Origin of the sequence: Bacillus sp. RC51 (genome assembly GCF_044908115.1) — a bacterium.
Taxonomy (GTDB): Bacteria; Bacillota; Bacilli; order Bacillales; family Bacillaceae_G; genus Bacillus_A; species Bacillus_A mycoides.
Window position 1 is genome coordinate 58,180 of sequence record NZ_JBIYCW010000011.1, and the last position, 16,647, is coordinate 74,826.

General features: G+C 35.5%; 11 protein-coding genes. 9 read left to right on the forward strand and 2 right to left on the reverse strand.

The window, feature by feature from the left end:
* Positions 1–259 precede the first annotated feature (259 nt).
* Positions 260–1,066 carry a formate dehydrogenase accessory sulfurtransferase FdhD gene (fdhD, locus tag ABH959_RS20375; RefSeq protein WP_033727980.1) on the reverse strand — a complete coding sequence of 269 codons (807 nt, stop codon included), beginning with the start codon at positions 1,064–1,066 and terminating at the stop codon, positions 260–262.
* 295 nt (positions 1,067–1,361) lie between these two features.
* On the opposite strand from fdhD, the gene fdhF reads away from it, so the two are divergent.
* The 8 genes from fdhF to ABH959_RS20415 all read left to right on the forward strand — a co-directional run bounded on the left by fdhF (position 1,362) and on the right by ABH959_RS20415 (position 13,488).
* On the forward strand, positions 1,362–4,304 hold the full coding sequence (gene fdhF, locus ABH959_RS20380; RefSeq protein ID WP_404493100.1) for a formate dehydrogenase subunit alpha: 2,943 nt from the start codon (positions 1,362–1,364) through the stop codon (positions 4,302–4,304).
* A 12-nt stretch (positions 4,305–4,316) separates the two neighbouring features.
* Positions 4,317–4,799 (forward strand): helical membrane plugin domain-containing protein, encoded by a 483-nt coding sequence (locus tag ABH959_RS20385; RefSeq protein WP_242310849.1) that lies wholly within the window; start codon positions 4,317–4,319, stop codon positions 4,797–4,799.
* Between the two features lie 155 nt (positions 4,800–4,954).
* Positions 4,955–6,826, forward strand: a complete 1,872-nt coding sequence (locus ABH959_RS20390; RefSeq protein WP_404493101.1) for a glycerophosphoryl diester phosphodiesterase membrane domain-containing protein — start codon at positions 4,955–4,957, stop codon at positions 6,824–6,826.
* A 369-nt stretch (positions 6,827–7,195) separates the two neighbouring features.
* Entirely contained in the window at positions 7,196–8,329 is a 1,134-nt protein-coding gene (gene ald, locus ABH959_RS20395) for an alanine dehydrogenase (RefSeq protein ID WP_002010453.1), read from the forward strand.
* Positions 8,330–8,432: 103 nt separating this feature from the next.
* On the forward strand, positions 8,433–9,848 hold the full coding sequence (locus ABH959_RS20400) for an amino acid permease (protein WP_002063741.1): 1,416 nt from the start codon (positions 8,433–8,435) through the stop codon (positions 9,846–9,848).
* 126 nt (positions 9,849–9,974) lie between these two features.
* Positions 9,975–10,526, forward strand: a complete 552-nt coding sequence (locus tag ABH959_RS20405) for a class I SAM-dependent methyltransferase (protein WP_002134328.1) — start codon at positions 9,975–9,977, stop codon at positions 10,524–10,526.
* 209 nt (positions 10,527–10,735) lie between these two features.
* On the forward strand, positions 10,736–11,113 hold the full coding sequence (locus ABH959_RS20410; protein WP_002010461.1) for an ArsR/SmtB family transcription factor: 378 nt from the start codon (positions 10,736–10,738) through the stop codon (positions 11,111–11,113).
* Between the two features lie 20 nt (positions 11,114–11,133).
* Positions 11,134–13,488 (forward strand): heavy metal translocating P-type ATPase, encoded by a 2,355-nt coding sequence (locus tag ABH959_RS20415; protein WP_404493102.1) that lies wholly within the window; start codon positions 11,134–11,136, stop codon positions 13,486–13,488.
* 223 nt (positions 13,489–13,711) lie between these two features.
* On the opposite strand, the gene ABH959_RS20420 is transcribed toward ABH959_RS20415, so the two are convergent.
* Positions 13,712–15,175 carry a nicotinate phosphoribosyltransferase gene (locus tag ABH959_RS20420; protein WP_078178067.1) on the reverse strand — a complete coding sequence of 488 codons (1,464 nt, stop codon included), beginning with the start codon at positions 15,173–15,175 and terminating at the stop codon, positions 13,712–13,714.
* A 199-nt stretch (positions 15,176–15,374) separates the two neighbouring features.
* On the opposite strand from ABH959_RS20420, the gene ABH959_RS20425 reads away from it, so the two are divergent.
* The gene (locus ABH959_RS20425; RefSeq protein ID WP_016101848.1) at positions 15,375–16,646 is read left to right on the forward strand and encodes a tetratricopeptide repeat protein; all 1,272 of its coding nucleotides are present in this window, start codon (positions 15,375–15,377) and stop codon (positions 16,644–16,646) included.
* The last annotated feature ends 1 nt before the right edge of the window (position 16,647 follow it).

Genomic DNA, 16,647 nt, shown 5'->3' on the forward strand with positions numbered 1-16,647 from the left:
ATTTGTAAAAGAATGAAAAGATTATGCTACTATGTTTTCATTTTATTTATGTAATGAAATTATATATTAACTTTATTAACTATTCAAGGTTTTAATATGTTACATTTTTATAACTAAAATTCCAGCTTTGTAAAGGAGTCATTTTTATCCAACTATTCGTAGGAGTCGGATTGCCCGTAAAAGCCCGATTGGTTGGGCTAATAATCAGTGAGGAGGGAAAAACCCTCCACTGATTAAATTTTCACTTTCTTTTACGTATTCAATCGTTTATTTTGTAGCCATCGATTCGTTCCGGATGTGTATAAATATTGCAAGATCCATTTCGAATAAATCCTACTACGGTAATACCTAAATCGTGGGCGAGTTGCAGAGCTAGTTTAGTTGGAGCTGATTTAGATAGAACAATTTCGCAACCTATTTTTGAAACCTTCAACAAAATTTCAGATGAGATGCGTCCGCTAAACGCAATGATTTTCCCTTGAACAGAGATATTGTTTCGTAAACAATGACCGTATATTTTATCTAGCGCATTATGTCTTCCGATATCCATTCTTGATAAAAGAATGTTATTTCGATCACATAAAGCGGTATTATGCACACCACCCGTTTGGCGAAATGTAGTTGAAGATTGTTGTAAGGAAGTCATTAGGTGAAAACATTCTTCCGGAGTAATAGTTATATGTATATCATGTAACTTTTTTGCTTTTGCTGCATCGTTGACGAAAACAAAACCTTGTCTACTTTTCCCGCAACAAGAAGTTACGTACCGTTTATTATATAAAGTTTGATAGAGCGGATTAATTTTTGATGATTTTACATGGACAATTCCGTTTTCTTTTTGGATCCATAATTCTTCAATATCTTTATAAGAAGAAATAATTCCTTCAGAAATTAAAAAACCGGTTACCATATCTTCAATGTAATTAGGAGTGCATACAATTGTTACGTATTCTTCGCTATTTAATTTAATTGTAATAGGAGATTCCGTAACAACCTCATCGGTTTGTTTTGAAAATGTACCAGATTGATAACGTACAATTGTATATGTTTCTTGAATAGGCCCCATATTAAATTCCCCTTTATATGTATTTTTCTCCATATTTATCATAAAACATCGAAAAAACAAAAGCATCTACTAACAAGAAGATGGCAGATTATTTTGGTTATTATTGTATATGTACGATATAATAGATTTGTAGAATAGCGACATTTTCAAGCTTTCGTAGTTATACCTTATAACATCTAGAATCGACTTCCAAAGGAAAGTATTTCAACAGGGCGCTTCAAAAATATGTACAACACAATTATGAAAACGGATTCATAATTGTGTTGTACAGTTAGTTGTAAGGAGAGGGGAAACTATGACAGAACAGACAGTCCGTGTAACCGTTGATGGTAAAGAATTTTTCGTATCAGGTGAAAAGACGATACTCCAATTGTTTAACGAAAGTAATTTAGAACATCCTCAAATTTGTCATGTACCAGAGGTAGATCCTATTCAAACTTGTGATACATGTATTGTAGAAGTGAATGGAAGTTTACTACGTGCCTGTTCGACGAAGTTGGAAGATGGCATGCATATTGAGAGGCAATCGGAACGTGCAAAGGAAGCACAAACTGAAGCGATGGATCGAATATTAGAGAATCATTTATTGTATTGTACAGTATGTGATAACAATAATGGTAACTGTAAAGTCCATAATACAGTACATATGATGGAGATTGAAGAACAGAAATATCCATATGAACCGAAAGTAAGTGCATGCGAAGTGGATACGTCGCATCCATTCTATCGATACGATCCAAATCAATGTATTGCTTGTGGGCAGTGTGTAGAAGTATGCCAAAATTTACAAGTAAATGAAACTTTATCGATTGATTGGAGTTTAGACCGTCCACGTGTTATTTGGGACAATGGTGTGAGTATAAATGACTCGTCTTGTGTTAGCTGTGGGCAATGTGTAACAGTTTGTCCTTGTAATGCATTAATGGAAAAAACGATGCTAGGAGAAGCTGGATTTATGACTGGTTTAAAACCAGATGTGCTAAATCCAATGATTGATTTTGTAAAAGATGTAGAGCCTGGATATAGCAGTATTTTAGCAGTTTCAGAAGTAGAGTCCGCGATGCGTAAGACGAAAATTAATAAGACAAAAACAGTTTGTACATTTTGTGGTGTAGGTTGTTCATTTGAGGTATGGACGAAAGATCGTCAAATTTTAAAAGTGCAACCTGTTTCAGATGCACCGGTTAATGGTATTTCCACATGTGTAAAAGGAAAATTCGGATGGGACTTTGTGAACAGTGAAGAGCGTATTACAAAGCCGTTAATTCGCCAAGGGGATATGTTTGTTGAGGCTTCATGGGAAGAGGCTCTTGAAGTTGTTGCATCTAATATGCAACATATTAAATCAGAGTATGGTAGCGATGCGTTTGGGTTTATTTCTTCTTCGAAAGTAACAAATGAAGAAAACTATCTTATGCAAAAACTAGCTCGTCAAATATATGGAACAAATAATGTAGATAACTGTTCCCGTTATTGCCAATCTCCAGCAACAGACGGTTTATTTAAAACTGTCGGTATGGGCGGAGATGCTGGAACAGTGAAAGATATTGCTGAGGCAGGTCTTGTTATTATTGTTGGGGCAAATCCAACAGAAGGACATCCTGTACTTGCAACTAGAGTGAAGCGTGCTCATAAATTATATGAACAAAAACTAATTGTCGCAGACCTTCGTAAACATGAAATGGCGGAGCGTGCTGATATATTTGTTCACCCGAGTCAAGGGACAGATTATGTATGGCTTGCTGGGATAACGAAATACATTATCGATCAAGATTGGCACGATAAAAAGTTCATAGCTGAAAATGTAAAGAATTTTGATGAATATAGCAAAATGCTAGAAAAATATACGCTTGATTATACTGAGGGAATTACAGGGATTTCTAAAGATCAGTTAAAAGAAATGGCTCGTATGGTATATGAAGCAGATGGTACTTGTGTACTTTGGGGAATGGGTGTAACTCAAAATACAGGAGGAAGTACAACGTCAGCAGCAATTTCAAATTTACTTCTCGTTACAGGTAACTACCGTCGTCCTGGTGCCGGTGCGTATCCGTTACGCGGGCATAATAACGTACAAGGTGCTTGTGATATGGCGACATTACCGAACTGGCTTCCGGGTTACCAAGCAGTTTCAGATGATGTACATCGTGCGAAATTTGAAAAAGCATACGGTACTACCATTCCGAAAGAACCGGGATTAAATAATATCGCAATGTTACTTGCGGCCGAAGAAGGAAAACTGCGTGGTATGTATGTTATGGGAGAAGAAATGGCTTTAGTAGATTCAAATGCCAACCATGTACAACATATTTTAGCGAATTTAGACTTCCTTGTTGTTCAAGATATGTTCTTATCGAAAACAGCTCGTTTCGCCGATGTTATTTTACCAGCAGCACCAAGCTTAGAAAAAGAAGGAACGTTTACGAATACAGAGCGCCGTATTCAAAGATTATACGAAGTATTGAAACCGCTTGGTGATTCAAAACCAGATTGGTGGATTTTACAAAAAGTAGCTCGTGCACTGGGCGGAGACTGGAATTATGGAAGTCCAAGTGAAATTATGGACGAAATTGCATCGCTTGCACCGTTATACTCTCAAGCGACGTACGACCGTCTAGAAGGCTGGAATAGTTTATGTTGGGGTAGCCATGATGGTAGTGATACACCATTATTATATGTAGATGGATTTAACTTCCCAGACAAACTAGCACGTTTATCACTAGATGAATGGGTTCCGCCAGTTATAGCACCAGATGAGTATGATTTACTATTAAATAATGGCCGTATGCTAGAGCATTTCCATGAAGGGAATATGACGAATAAGTCGGCTGGTATTTTATCTAAAGTGTCTGAAGTATTTGTTGAAATTTCACCTGAACTTGCTAAAGAACGCAATGTGAAAGATGGTGGTCTTGTAGAGTTAGCATCACCATTTGGAAAAATCAAAGTACAAGCGCTTGTTACAGATCGTGTGACTGGAAATGAGTTATATTTGCCGATGCATGCGACAGTAAATGAAGAGGCAATCAATATTTTAACAGGAACAGCAACAGACATTTATACGTGTACACCAGCTTATAAACAAACAATGGTGAAACTGCGCGTATTACGTGAAAAAGGAAATCGTCCGTTACCATCTTCAAACCCGAGAGATAAAAAACGTCATCCGCAAAATGGTGTTGAAATCGAGCGAAAGTGGCAAAGAAAACAATACGTATCACTTGTGGACCAGAATTAGGGGGCGGAGATAATGGCAAAAGAGATTACTTTAATTAAAAAGAAGATTGTAACAGAAGAAGAAAAAAAACAGCAAGTAACAGATGAACTGCTAAATGAGCTAGCTGAAAATAGAGAAGCAGTAGAAGAGACGATGCAGCTATTAGGACAGTTGCAAAAAGCTGGAATTTTAGATGCAGCAATTAGTTTACTTGCTGCAAAAGAAGATGTTTCCAAAATAGCTGTTGAACAATTGAATCGTGAACCAGTAAAAAACGCATTAAACAATATGATGGGGGCAGGAGAGGCATTATCTTCAGTGGACCCAGAAATAACGAAACAAATAACATCTAGTTTAGTCACTGGATTACAATTTGCAACAGATGAGCTGAAAAACGGAAAGAAAACAAAAGTGATGGATTTCTTTAAAGTATTAAAAGATCCAGATATCAACAGGGCGATTACATTCGGTTTTAGTTTCTTAAAAGCATTTGGACAAGGATTAGAGAAAAAATAGAGTGAGTGAAAAAAGTGATGGGATTAGCCATCACTTTTTTCATTATATGTATAAGAGTGTTCATGTTAAGCGGAATATATTATTATTAAAAAGATGGATTGAAATTGGAAATGTGGAATCCATCTCAAATATCGTTTTAGAATGTGGAGGAATATATGCAACACCGTAAAAGACTATCTATACCAGGAGTAATGGGACATTCCTTTCAAACAGTTAGATTTGCTTTTTGGAATGTATTAACCTTTCAACTTGCTTATAAATTATTAGCAGCGATTGTATTTGTCCCGCTATTTGGGATCATTTTTAATAAGTTATTGTATTTTGGTGGTTATGCAAATGCGACGAATGATGAATTATTAGCGTTTTTAAAGACATCATACGGCATTTTGGCAATCGTCATTTTATCATTGTTAGCACTGTTTCTTATCTTTACGGAATTTGCGGTGCTTATTATCATTTCGTACTTCGCTCATAAAAGACAAAAGGTGAAATTACGTCCGATTTTATATAAAACCGTAACGTATTTACCTACTCTTTTCACATATTGCTTACCAGGATTTATTTTATATGCGGTCGTATTGTTACCTCTTTTAAATATTGGATATGAAACGGCATTAATTCCACAAATTCAAATTCCTAACTTTATTACAGGAGAACTGTTTAAGACAACGATGGGACAAGTTGGTTATTACACGTTCTTTGCTGTAGTTGCGTATTTGAACCTTCGCTGGATTTTTGTTCTACCTATTGTTGTTTTAGAGCAAAAGCCGTTTCGCACAGCAGCACGTAAAAGTGCAACGTTAGTAAAAGAAAGTTTTTTTAAAGTACTATTCTTTTTAGTAGGATTTTTTATTTCAATAGGGATTGTGTACGGTGTATTTTTTGGAATGTATTTATTGTGTCTATGGGGCATGTATGAATTTACAAATCCACAGGGAACATTTGCATTATTAGCGGAATCAACAATGTCTGTATTTTTAACGAGTACATTGTATTTATTTAGTTTTATCGTGACGCCATTTTATATTATGGGAATAACACGATTGTATTTACAAAAGGTTCCGGTTGAAGATGTTTTATTAGAAGAAGGATTAGATTATTCGAAAACAAAAGCAGATAAATGTTTCTTCCAAAAACATCGTTGGAAATTTATTGGTGTATATATTGTAGGAATTATTACCGCCGGAATGGTCGTTGCCTTCATTGTAACGTTTATTTCAAATTCATATAAAGAACCAGTTATTATGGCTCATCGTGGTTATATTTCAAAAGGTGTAGAGAATACGAAAGAAGCTGTGCAGGGGGCTATTGATGCCAAAGCAGACTACGCTGAAATTGATGTACTGCAAACAAAAGACGGTGAACTAGCAGTTATACATGATTTGAAGCTAAAACGTCTTGCTAATGTTAATGTTCATGTGTCAGATTTAACGATGGAGGAGTTAAGACAGCTTACCCTTAGTCAAGATGGTTTTTCAGGACAAATAAGTACACTTGATGAGATCATTAAGCTGGCAAAAGGAAAAATCAAACTTAATATTGAAGTGAAGCTTCATGGTGGCGAAAAAGATTTCGTAAACAAAGTATTAAAAGCGATTAAAGATAATGAATTTGAGAAGCAATGTGTCATTCAAACGTTACACTATCCGCTTATTAAAGAGTTTAAACGTGCAAATCCAAATATAAAAGTAGGATATATACTGTATGCGAGTAGAGCTAACTTAAAGAATGTGAAGGCTGATTTTTATGTAGCAGAAGAATACATGTTAAATAAGAAATTAGTAAAAGAAGCAAGGAAGTTAAACAAGCCAATTTACGTATGGACGGTAAATGATATGGAAAGTTTAAAGGGATATTATAAGTTAAACGTAGATGGTATCATTACCGATTATCCTGAAGATGCACGTGAAACAATTAAGATGTTAAAAGAGCAAGAAGATCGTGAAAGTGATATATTTGATAAAATTAGTGAGACGACAGAAGATCTATTTTCAAAGTTATTTATAAGTTATCCAGCTGCTGGCTAAATGCCAGTAGCTGTTTTTTTGTGAAAAGAATATATTTCTAAAGTATTGAACAAAGTAATAAGTGTATATGTATACGTCATTGCTTAGTTTTTTTACATTGTTACATTATTGTCAAATAATAAATAATTACTATGCATTTTGAATGGATATAATAGAAATAGAGTAATAGATGATGGAGTGGTACGGAGAACCCAATAAAATCAATGTTTTATATATTTACACTATTCTAAATATATAAACTTTAAAAAAATGGTATGTTAGCGTTTTCATAACTTTTAAGTTATGCTAGAATAAGGACATAAGTTATTAATTATTTGAAAAAGAAAAAAGAATTCCTTTTTTCTGTTAATTATAAGGGGGCATTTCATTATGCGTATTGGGGTACCAGCAGAAATTAAAAACAACGAAAACCGTGTGGCAATGACACCAGCAGGTGTTGTACATTTAGTTCGTAACAATCACGAAGTATTCATTCAAAAGGACGCAGGTGTAGGATCTGGTTTCACAGATGCTCAGTATGTTGAAGCGGGAGCGAAAATTGTTGATACGGCTGAAGAAGCTTGGAACATGGAAATGGTTATGAAAGTTAAGGAACCAGTTGAAAGCGAATACAAACACTTCAGCGAAGGTTTAATCTTATTCACATACTTACACTTAGCTCCAGAACCAGAATTAACAAAAGCGTTAATTGAAAAGAAAGTTGTTGCTATCGCATATGAAACAGTACAATTAGAAAACCGTTCATTACCATTACTTGCACCTATGAGTGAAGTAGCTGGTCGTATGGCTGCACAAATCGGTGCGCAATTCCTTGAGAAAAACAAAGGCGGTAAAGGTATCTTACTTGCAGGTGTTCCAGGAGTTAAACGTGGTAAAGTAACAATTATCGGTGGTGGACAAGCTGGTACAAATGCTGCTAAAATTGCAGTTGGACTAGGTGCGGATGTAACAATCATCGACTTAAGTGCAGAACGTCTTCGTCAATTAGATGACATTTTCGGAAACCAAGTAAAAACTTTAATGTCTAATCCTTACAATATTGCAGAAGCTGTAAAAGAATCTGATCTTGTAATCGGTGCAGTATTAATCCCAGGTGCAAAAGCGCCAAAACTTGTAACAGAAGAAATGATTAAATCAATGGAACAAGGTTCTGTTGTTGTAGATATCGCGATTGACCAAGGTGGTATTTTCGAAACAACTGACCGTATTACAACTCATGATAACCCAACTTATGAAAAACACGGCGTTGTTCATTATGCAGTTGCAAACATGCCAGGTGCGGTTCCACGTACATCAACTCTTGCATTAACAAACGTAACAGTACCATATGCAGTACAAATTGCTAACAAAGGCTACAAAGAAGCTTGCCTAGGCAACACTGCATTATTAAAAGGTATTAATACATTAGAAGGCTATGTAACATTCGAAGCAGTTGCAGAAGCTCACGGTGTAGAGTACAAGGGTGCTAAAGAATTATTAGAAGCAGAAACAGTATCTTGCTAATAGAAGCATTATACAAAACAAAATCGAACAATATATAAAACAACATGATAAGAGCTAAGAGATAATACCTCTTAGCTCTTCTTGGTAAAAGGGGGCATTCATCGTGGCCAACCTATTTAAAAAGAAATCCGTTACGCAATTGTTAGGGGAAAGTAAAAGTAAAACTTTGACGAAAACGCTAGGGGCATTTGACCTAACAATGCTAGGGATTGGTGCGATAATTGGTACAGGAGTTCTAGTATTAACTGGATTAGTAGCAGCAAGAGATGCTGGTCCAGCAGTTATTTTTTCATTTATGATTGCAGCAATTGTTTGTGGATTTGCAGCTTTATGTTATGCAGAGGTTGCATCTGCACTTCCTGTTTCAGGTAGTGTGTACACATATTCATATGCAACAATTGGTGAGTTTGTTGCCCATTTAATGGGATGGACATTGCTATCCGTATATGTCGTAACGACTGCCGCAGTAGCTGGCGGATGGACAGGTTATTTCAATAATTTAGTGAGTGGATTGGGACTTGAAATTCCAAAAGCGTTGTTAACGATTCCATCGCAAGGTGGTATGGTGAACTTACCCGCAGTTATCGTTACGTTGGTGATAACTTGGTTATTATCACGAGGTACAAAAGAAAGTAAGCGTGTGAATAACATAATGGTATTAATTAAAATTGGTATTGTTGTTTTATTCATTGCAGTTGGTGTATTCTACGTGAAACCAGAAAACTGGATACCATTTGCACCGTACGGCTTAAGTGGAGTCTTTGCCGGAGGAGCAGCAGTATTCTTCGCTTTCTTAGGATTTGATGCATTAGCAACTTCTGCTGAAGAAGTGAAAAATCCACAACGTGATTTGCCGATTGGTATTATTGCTTCATTAGTCATTTGTACAATCATTTATGTTGTAGTTTGTCTCGTTATGACAGGTATGGTTTCTTATAAGGAATTAGATGTACCTGAAGCGATGGCCTATGTATTAGAAGTTGTAGGACAAGATAAAGTGGCTGGTGTAATCGCTATTGGAGCTGTAATTGGTATTATGGCTGTAATTTTCGCATACATCTACGCTACGACACGTGTATTCTTCGCTATGAGCCGTGACGGTTTATTGCCAAAATCTTTTGCGAAAATTAACAAGAAGACAGAAGCACCAACATTTTCAGTTTGGTTAACAGGAATTGGTAGTGCTTTAATTGCCGGATTTATCGATTTAAAAGAATTGTCGAATTTAGCGAATATTGGAGCGTTATTAACATTTGCGATGGTTGGTGTAACTGTCATCATTCTTCGTAAAACGCACCCGAAATTACAACGTGGATTTATGGTACCACTTGTACCAATCTTACCGATTATTTCAGTTGCAAGCTGTCTATTCTTAATGGTAAATCTACCGTTAAAAACATGGATATACTTCGGTGTTTGGTTAGCAATCGGAGTGGTTGTATACTTTGTTTATTCGAAAAAACATAGTCATTTAAAAGACGATGGAAGTTCGCAAGATAGTTTAGAAAAAGCTAATTAAAGGGATATAAAGTTAGTAAGCCTTGTGCGTCTAGGGAGCGCGCAAGGCTTTTTCTTTTGGGGAAATAAAGGAGACCAATGTTATGTTGTCGAATTTTTATGTCGGAATATAAGAAGGGGTGGAAAGATGGAGACGAAAGTTGTCGTTGGAGCAGAGGGATATAATAATAACCCAGGGTGGTTACATACGAATGAAAAAGAATTACATTTATTAAAAAGAGAAACGTGGCTTAATAAATTTCAGCCTAATTCTTTATCAGTAATTTTGGCTGAGCACGTATGGGAGCATTTATCGTATGAAGAAGGTATAGAAGCAGCTAAAGTTTGTTATGAGTTTTTAGAAGATAGTGGATATATTCGCTGTGCAGTGCCGGATGCATTTTTTCAAAATGAAGAGTATCAGCGTGGTGTGCAAGTGGGAGGACCTGGCCCGTTAGATCATCCAGCTGCAAGTCATAAAATTGTACATAACTACAAAACGATTATATCTATGTTTGAAGCAGCAGGTTTTCAAGTAAAGCTTTTAGAATACTGTGATGAGAATGGCCAGTTTCATTATAGTGATTGGGAAGAGAATGGTGGATTTATTTATCGATCGAAACGTTTTGATCATAGAAATCAAGATGGTAAATTAGGATTTGCTTCGTTAATTGTGGATGCAGTAAAAGTTAATAAATAAGAAGGGATGCACGGTAGTTTTCGTGCATCCTTTTTGTATGAAGAGCATGATAGATGCGGAGAATATTTATATGTTTATTTTGAAATGTGAACGAAATGTTTTAAAAAATGTATGAGAATTCGTTGACACATATGAATGGACGCTCATATAATAAAGGTATAATACATATGAATAATTGTTCATATGTTCAAATGAAGAGGTGAGCTGTGATGGCTGAAAATAAAGTAGAAACGCAACAGGAAGCATGTTCTCAAACGGTAATTCACGAGGAAATCGTGGATCAAGTAAAACAAACAATTCCGACTGATGAAAGTTTAAGTAAAGTAGCAGAATTATTTAAAGTATTAGGTGACCGTACACGTACGAGAATATTACATGCATTATTTGAAGCTGAAATGTGTGTTTGTGATTTAGCTTATTTATTAGGAATGACGCAATCTTCAATCTCACATCAGCTTCGTGTATTAAAGCAAGCAAAGCTTGTAAAGAACCGTAAAGAAGGAAAGGTAGTTTATTACTCATTAGCTGATCAACACGTAATTCATATCTTCGAGCAAGCGTTTGAACACGTAAACGAGGAAGAATAAAAAAGCGAGGAGGGAGAACGATGGCAGAAGCATTAGTGAAAAAGAAACTTATGCTAGAAGGTTTAGATTGTGCAAATTGTGCAATGAAAATTGAAAAAGGTGTTGGGAATATAGAAGGGGTAACATCTTGTTCCGTAAACTTTGCAACAAAAACGATGCTTTTAGAAACACCGCGAAATAAAGAAAATCAAGTTGTTACGGAAGCGAAGCAACTTGTTACAAAATTAGAGCCACATATTAAAGTGCAAGAAGAGCAAAAAACAAAATCAGTAAAAGAAGTATTTGTATTAGAAGGCTTAGACTGTGCAAATTGTGCAATGAAGATTGAAAATAAGGTAAAGGAAATGCCAACAATTTCAGAAGCGACTGTTGATTTCGTATCAAAGAAATTACGAGTAGAAGTTGCAAATAAACGAGAACTTGAATCGACTGTACAAAATATAAAAAATGTTGTTCAAAAGTTAGAGCCTGATGTAAAAGTTGTTCGTGAAGAGGAAAAAGGACACGACCATGATCATGGTGATGGAAATGTGAAAAAGATGATAGGACGATTAGTAGTCGGTGGAATTTTGACAGGAATTGCTGCGTTAGCCGGATTACCGCAAATGATAACAATTCCATTATTCGTCCTTGCTTATTTATTAATAGGTGGAGATATCGTTTGGAGAGCGGTAAGAAACATAACTCGCGGCCAAGTGTTCGATGAAAACTTTTTAATGGCAATTGCAACTTTAGGAGCTTTCGCGATTCAACAATATCCAGAAGCGGTAGCAGTTATGCTATTTTACCAAGTAGGGGAACTGTTCCAAAGTATTGCAGTAAATCGTTCTCGAAAATCAATTACGTCATTAATGGATATTCGTCCTGACTATGCGAATGTGAAAGTTGGAAACGAAACGAAACAAGTGTCACCAGAAGATGTGCAAATTGGTGAGTATATTATCGTAAAACCAGGTGAAAAAGTACCGTTAGACGGGAAAGTAGTTGAGGGAACATCAATGATGGATACTTCAGCGTTAACAGGTGAGTCTGTACCGAGGGAAGTAGAAGTTGGTAATGACGTATTAAGTGGTTTTGTAAACCAAAATGGTGTATTAATTGTCGAAGTTACAAAAGAGTTCGGTGAATCCACTGTATCGAAAATTTTAGACTTAGTACAAAATGCAAGTAGCAAAAAAGCGCCAACAGAAAACTTTATTACGAAGTTTGCACGTTATTATACTCCTGTTGTAGTTATAACAGCAGCAATAATGGCATTTATTCCACCACTTATTTTAGAGGGTGCTACATTCTCCGATTGGATTTATAGAGCTTTAGTGTTCTTAGTAATCTCTTGTCCATGTGCACTCGTTGTATCGATTCCTCTTGGGTTCTTTGGAGGTATTGGTGGGGCATCTAAAAGTGGTATTTTAGTAAAAGGAAGTAACTATTTAGAAGCATTGAATGATGTGAAATATATCGTTTTTGATAAAACAGGAACATTAACAAAAGGTGTCTTTAAAGTTACGAAGATGGAGCCTAGTGAAGGTATCACAGCTGAAGAGCTATTAGAATATGCAGCATTTGCAGAAGTATATTCAAATCATCCGATTGCACAATCTATTCGAAACGCATATGGAAAATCAATCGATGAAAATAGTATTGAAGACTATAGTGAAATTTCAGGTCTTGGTACGGTTGTAAAGGTACAAGGAAAAGAAATTTTCGCAGGTAATGCTAAATTAATGAAAAAAGAAAACATTACATTTAAGCAACCAAATACAGTAGGTACACTAGTTCATGTTGCTGTAGATGGTAAATATGCAGGTTATATTGTTATCTCTGATGAGGTAAAAGAGGATTCAAAACAAGCAATTCAAAAGTTAAAAGAACTAGGTATTAAGAAGACAGTCATGTTAACTGGTGATGCAAAATCAGTTGGTGAAGCTGTTGGTAAAGAATTAGGTTTAGATGAAGTCCATGCCGAATTATTACCACACCAAAAAGTAGAAGAAATCGAAAAAATTGATGCAGCAAAACGCGGTAAAGAAAAGATTGCATTTGTCGGTGATGGTATTAATGATACGCCAGTACTAGCAAGGGCAGACGTTGGTATTGCGATGGGCGGTTTAGGATCAGATGCAGCAATTGAAGCTGCTGACATCGTTATTATGACTGATGAGCCTTCAAAAATTGCGACAGCTGTAAAAATTGCAAAACGTACACGTAGTATTGTCTGGCAAAATATTATATTTGCATTAGGGGTAAAAGGGTTAGTGTTATTACTCGGCGCCTTTGGTATTGCAACAATGTGGGAAGCAGTCTTCTCAGATGTTGGTGTGACGTTACTTGCAGTATTAAATGCAATGCGTGTACTACGAGTAAAAGATTTATAAAAAAGAGGACGCAATTGCGTCCTCTTTTTTATTGGTTATTTTGTTGAAATTGACTCAAGAAAATAACATCAAATATTATTTTGTTTTTAAATAATGTAATATATTAAATTATAAAAAACAATATTCTTCTTATTATTTTAATATATTTTTTACAAATATCTATATAGTATTGAAAAATGGAGAAGTGGGGGAGGGACAAAACCCCACTAATTAAAGCTTCACTTTATTTTTGTATGTTTTTTTCAACTTGTTCTCGAACAGTTTGAATATAATTCATTTTATGATCCCAACATTCTTGGCTTAAATCGACAGGGTACTCTTCTGGGTTTAAAGTTCGCATATACTCTTCCCAAAATAGTGAGAGGCTGCGTTCATTATACTTTTGAATCTCTAATATATTAGGTAATTCATACGCTCTGTTACCGTTAATGAAAATATCTTGATGCAGTTCGCGTGCTTCAAAGCTTGTTACGAATTTACTTATATATGTATGAACTGGATGAAACATTTTTAAACGCTCTTCTTTTCCGGGTTCTTCTGACTCTAAAGCAATATAATCGCCCTCTGCATGATCGTTAACACGGTTAATAATACGATAAATTCGTTTAAGTCCTGGGGTTGTAATTTTTTCAGGATTAGATGAAATCTTAATCGTATCATTTAATTTTCCGTCAGTATCTTCAATAGCGACTAGTTTATAAACGGCCCCTAATGCTGGCTGCTCAAAGGATGTAATCAGCTTTGTACCAACACCCCATACATCAATTTTTGCCCCTTGAGATTTCAAGTGCATAATCGTATATTCATCTAAATCGCTAGAAGCGATAATTTTTGTGTTTGTAAATCCAGCTGCATCAAGTTGTTTTCTGGCCTCCTTTGATAAATATGCCATATCACCACTATCAAGGCGAATGCCATAAAAATCGATACGATCCCCGAACTCTTTTGCAACACGAATCGCATTTGGAACACCAGATTTTAATGTGTCGTATGTATCGACAAGAAATACACATTTTTTATGTGTTTCAGCATATTTTTTAAATGCAACATATTCATCGCGATATGCTTGAACGAAAGAATGGGCATGTGTGCCAGCTACAGGGATGCCAAAGCGTTTCCCTGCGCGAACGTTACTTGTAGATGAAAACCCACCAATAAAGGCAGCTCGTGTTCCCCAAAGGGCAGCATCAAACTCATGAGCGCGTCTTGTACCGAACTCTAAAAGCTCATCATTATTTGCAGCGTGCTTCATACGTGCAGCTTTTGTAGCAATTAATGTTTGGTAATTTACAATATTTAAGAGGGCGGTTTCAATTATTTGTGCCTCGCCAAGCGGTGCATCAACACGTAATAATGGTTCGTTATTAAAAACAACTTCGCCTTCTTGCATACTACGAATCGTGCCAGTAAATTTCATGTTTTGTAAATAATGAAGGAAGTCTTCTTCAAATTGCAGCTCTGCTAAATAAGCGATGTCACTTTCGGTAAAGCTGAAATTTTCTATGTACTCTACAATTTTTTCAAGACCAGCAAAAACAGCATAGCCGTTTTCGAATGGAAGCTTTCGAAAGTATAGATCAAAAACAGAACGGCGAGTATGAATACCATCTTTCCAATATGTATAAGCCATGTTGATTTGATATAAATCTGTATGTAAGGCGTAACTATCGTCTTTATAATGATTCATTGTGAAAACACCTCCGCAATTTGGTTATAGTATACCAATTTTCCCCCTTCCGTAGCAAAGAAGTAATAGGGGATTGAAGTCAAGGGAGAAAAAAATGAAATAATGCATATTTTTTAGAAAATTTACATTTATCAATTTATATTTCTCAAGATTTTATGTATTATTAGAGTAATGGGGGTAATGAGAATGGAGGAGGACAATGCAACAAACATTAGAAAAAATAGGCAAGCAAGTTTTTTATAAACGGCTACAGCAAAAAATGACACAAGAAGAATTATGTCAGGGCATTTGTTCTGTCTCATACTTAAGTAAGATCGAAAATGGAAAGATTGAAGCATCAGAAGAAATTCTACAATTGCTCTGCACAAGACTAGAAATTGCTGTGACGGATTTGAGAGATGTAGAAGAAGATGTGAAGGTGAAGTTGGACGAGTGGTTGAATGCATTAGTTCATTTGGACAAGCAACAAGTAGAGCGCATATACGAAGAGTTGCAAGGTGAAATGAAGCATGTGTTGGATTTTGAAATTATAAATTATTATAAACTGCTGTATACACGTTATTTAATTATGAAAAGGGATATATCTGCAATTGAAGAAGAATTAGAGAGATTAAAGAAAGTCTACAAAAAGTATTCTCCATTTCAGAAGTTATTATATACGTACAGTAGAGGGTTATTGTGCTGTTTGCAGTATAGATGGAAGGATGGACTAGACCACTTATTAAAAACAGAAGTAATGGCCAAGGAACAAGGGTATCATGAAACGGGTATGTACTATAATATAGCGCTTGCATATACTCATTTAGATATTCATCACCTTGCAATTCATTTTGTGAATATAGCATTAGAAGGATTTCGTAGTGAATATAAGTTTAGAAATATAATTAATTGCCAGATACTTATTGCAGTAAGTTACACAGAAAAAGGTCAGTATGAAGAGGCCTTAAGAATGTATGAGAGTATATTGAGGGAGGCCACATCTTTTGCGGATAAGGATGTACTTTTAGCTATTACTTTAAGCAATATGGGAAGTATATATTATAAAAAAAGCAAATATCAGCAGGCGAAGAAATATTATTTGGATAGTCTGCAACTTCAAAAACAAGTAGATTTAAACTATCTAGATACAATATATGAACTGGCATTAGTATGCATTAAATTAGAAGAATTAGAAGAGGCAAAAGAATGGATTGATAAGGGAATTGTTGCAGCAAAACAAGAAGAGAGATTTAATGCAAAGTTATATTTGCTTTTAATTCTTAGATATAAACATTTTGAAGAAGCAAAAGATTATAAAGTATTTTTGGAAAATGAGGCTATTCCTTTGTATAAATCTGCGGGAAATAAAATAGAATTAAAGAAAGTATACGTTGAACTCGCAGAACATTTCGCTAGTTTATCGAGATTTGAGGAAAGTAATCGATATTATAGGTTAGTTATTGATTTGATGAATGATAATAAGGAGGAGTGAA

Bases quoted from the DNA above. Each gene is read 5' to 3' on its own strand.
- fdhD (WP_033727980.1), bottom strand. From the start codon at position 1,066: ATGGGGCCTATTCAAGAAACATATACAATTGTACGTTATCAATCTGGT.
- fdhF (WP_404493100.1), top strand. From the start codon at position 1,362: ATGACAGAACAGACAGTCCGTGTAACCGTTGATGGTAAAGAATTTTTC.
- ABH959_RS20385 (WP_242310849.1), top strand. From the start codon at position 4,317: ATGGCAAAAGAGATTACTTTAATTAAAAAGAAGATTGTAACAGAAGAA.
- ABH959_RS20390 (WP_404493101.1), top strand. From the start codon at position 4,955: ATGCAACACCGTAAAAGACTATCTATACCAGGAGTAATGGGACATTCC.
- ald (WP_002010453.1), top strand. From the start codon at position 7,196: ATGCGTATTGGGGTACCAGCAGAAATTAAAAACAACGAAAACCGTGTG.
- ABH959_RS20405 (WP_002134328.1), top strand. From the start codon at position 9,975: ATGGAGACGAAAGTTGTCGTTGGAGCAGAGGGATATAATAATAACCCA.
- ABH959_RS20410 (WP_002010461.1), top strand. From the start codon at position 10,736: ATGGCTGAAAATAAAGTAGAAACGCAACAGGAAGCATGTTCTCAAACG.
- ABH959_RS20415 (WP_404493102.1), top strand. From the start codon at position 11,134: ATGGCAGAAGCATTAGTGAAAAAGAAACTTATGCTAGAAGGTTTAGAT.
- ABH959_RS20420 (WP_078178067.1), bottom strand. From the start codon at position 15,175: ATGAATCATTATAAAGACGATAGTTACGCCTTACATACAGATTTATAT.
- ABH959_RS20425 (WP_016101848.1), top strand. From the start codon at position 15,375: ATGCAACAAACATTAGAAAAAATAGGCAAGCAAGTTTTTTATAAACGG.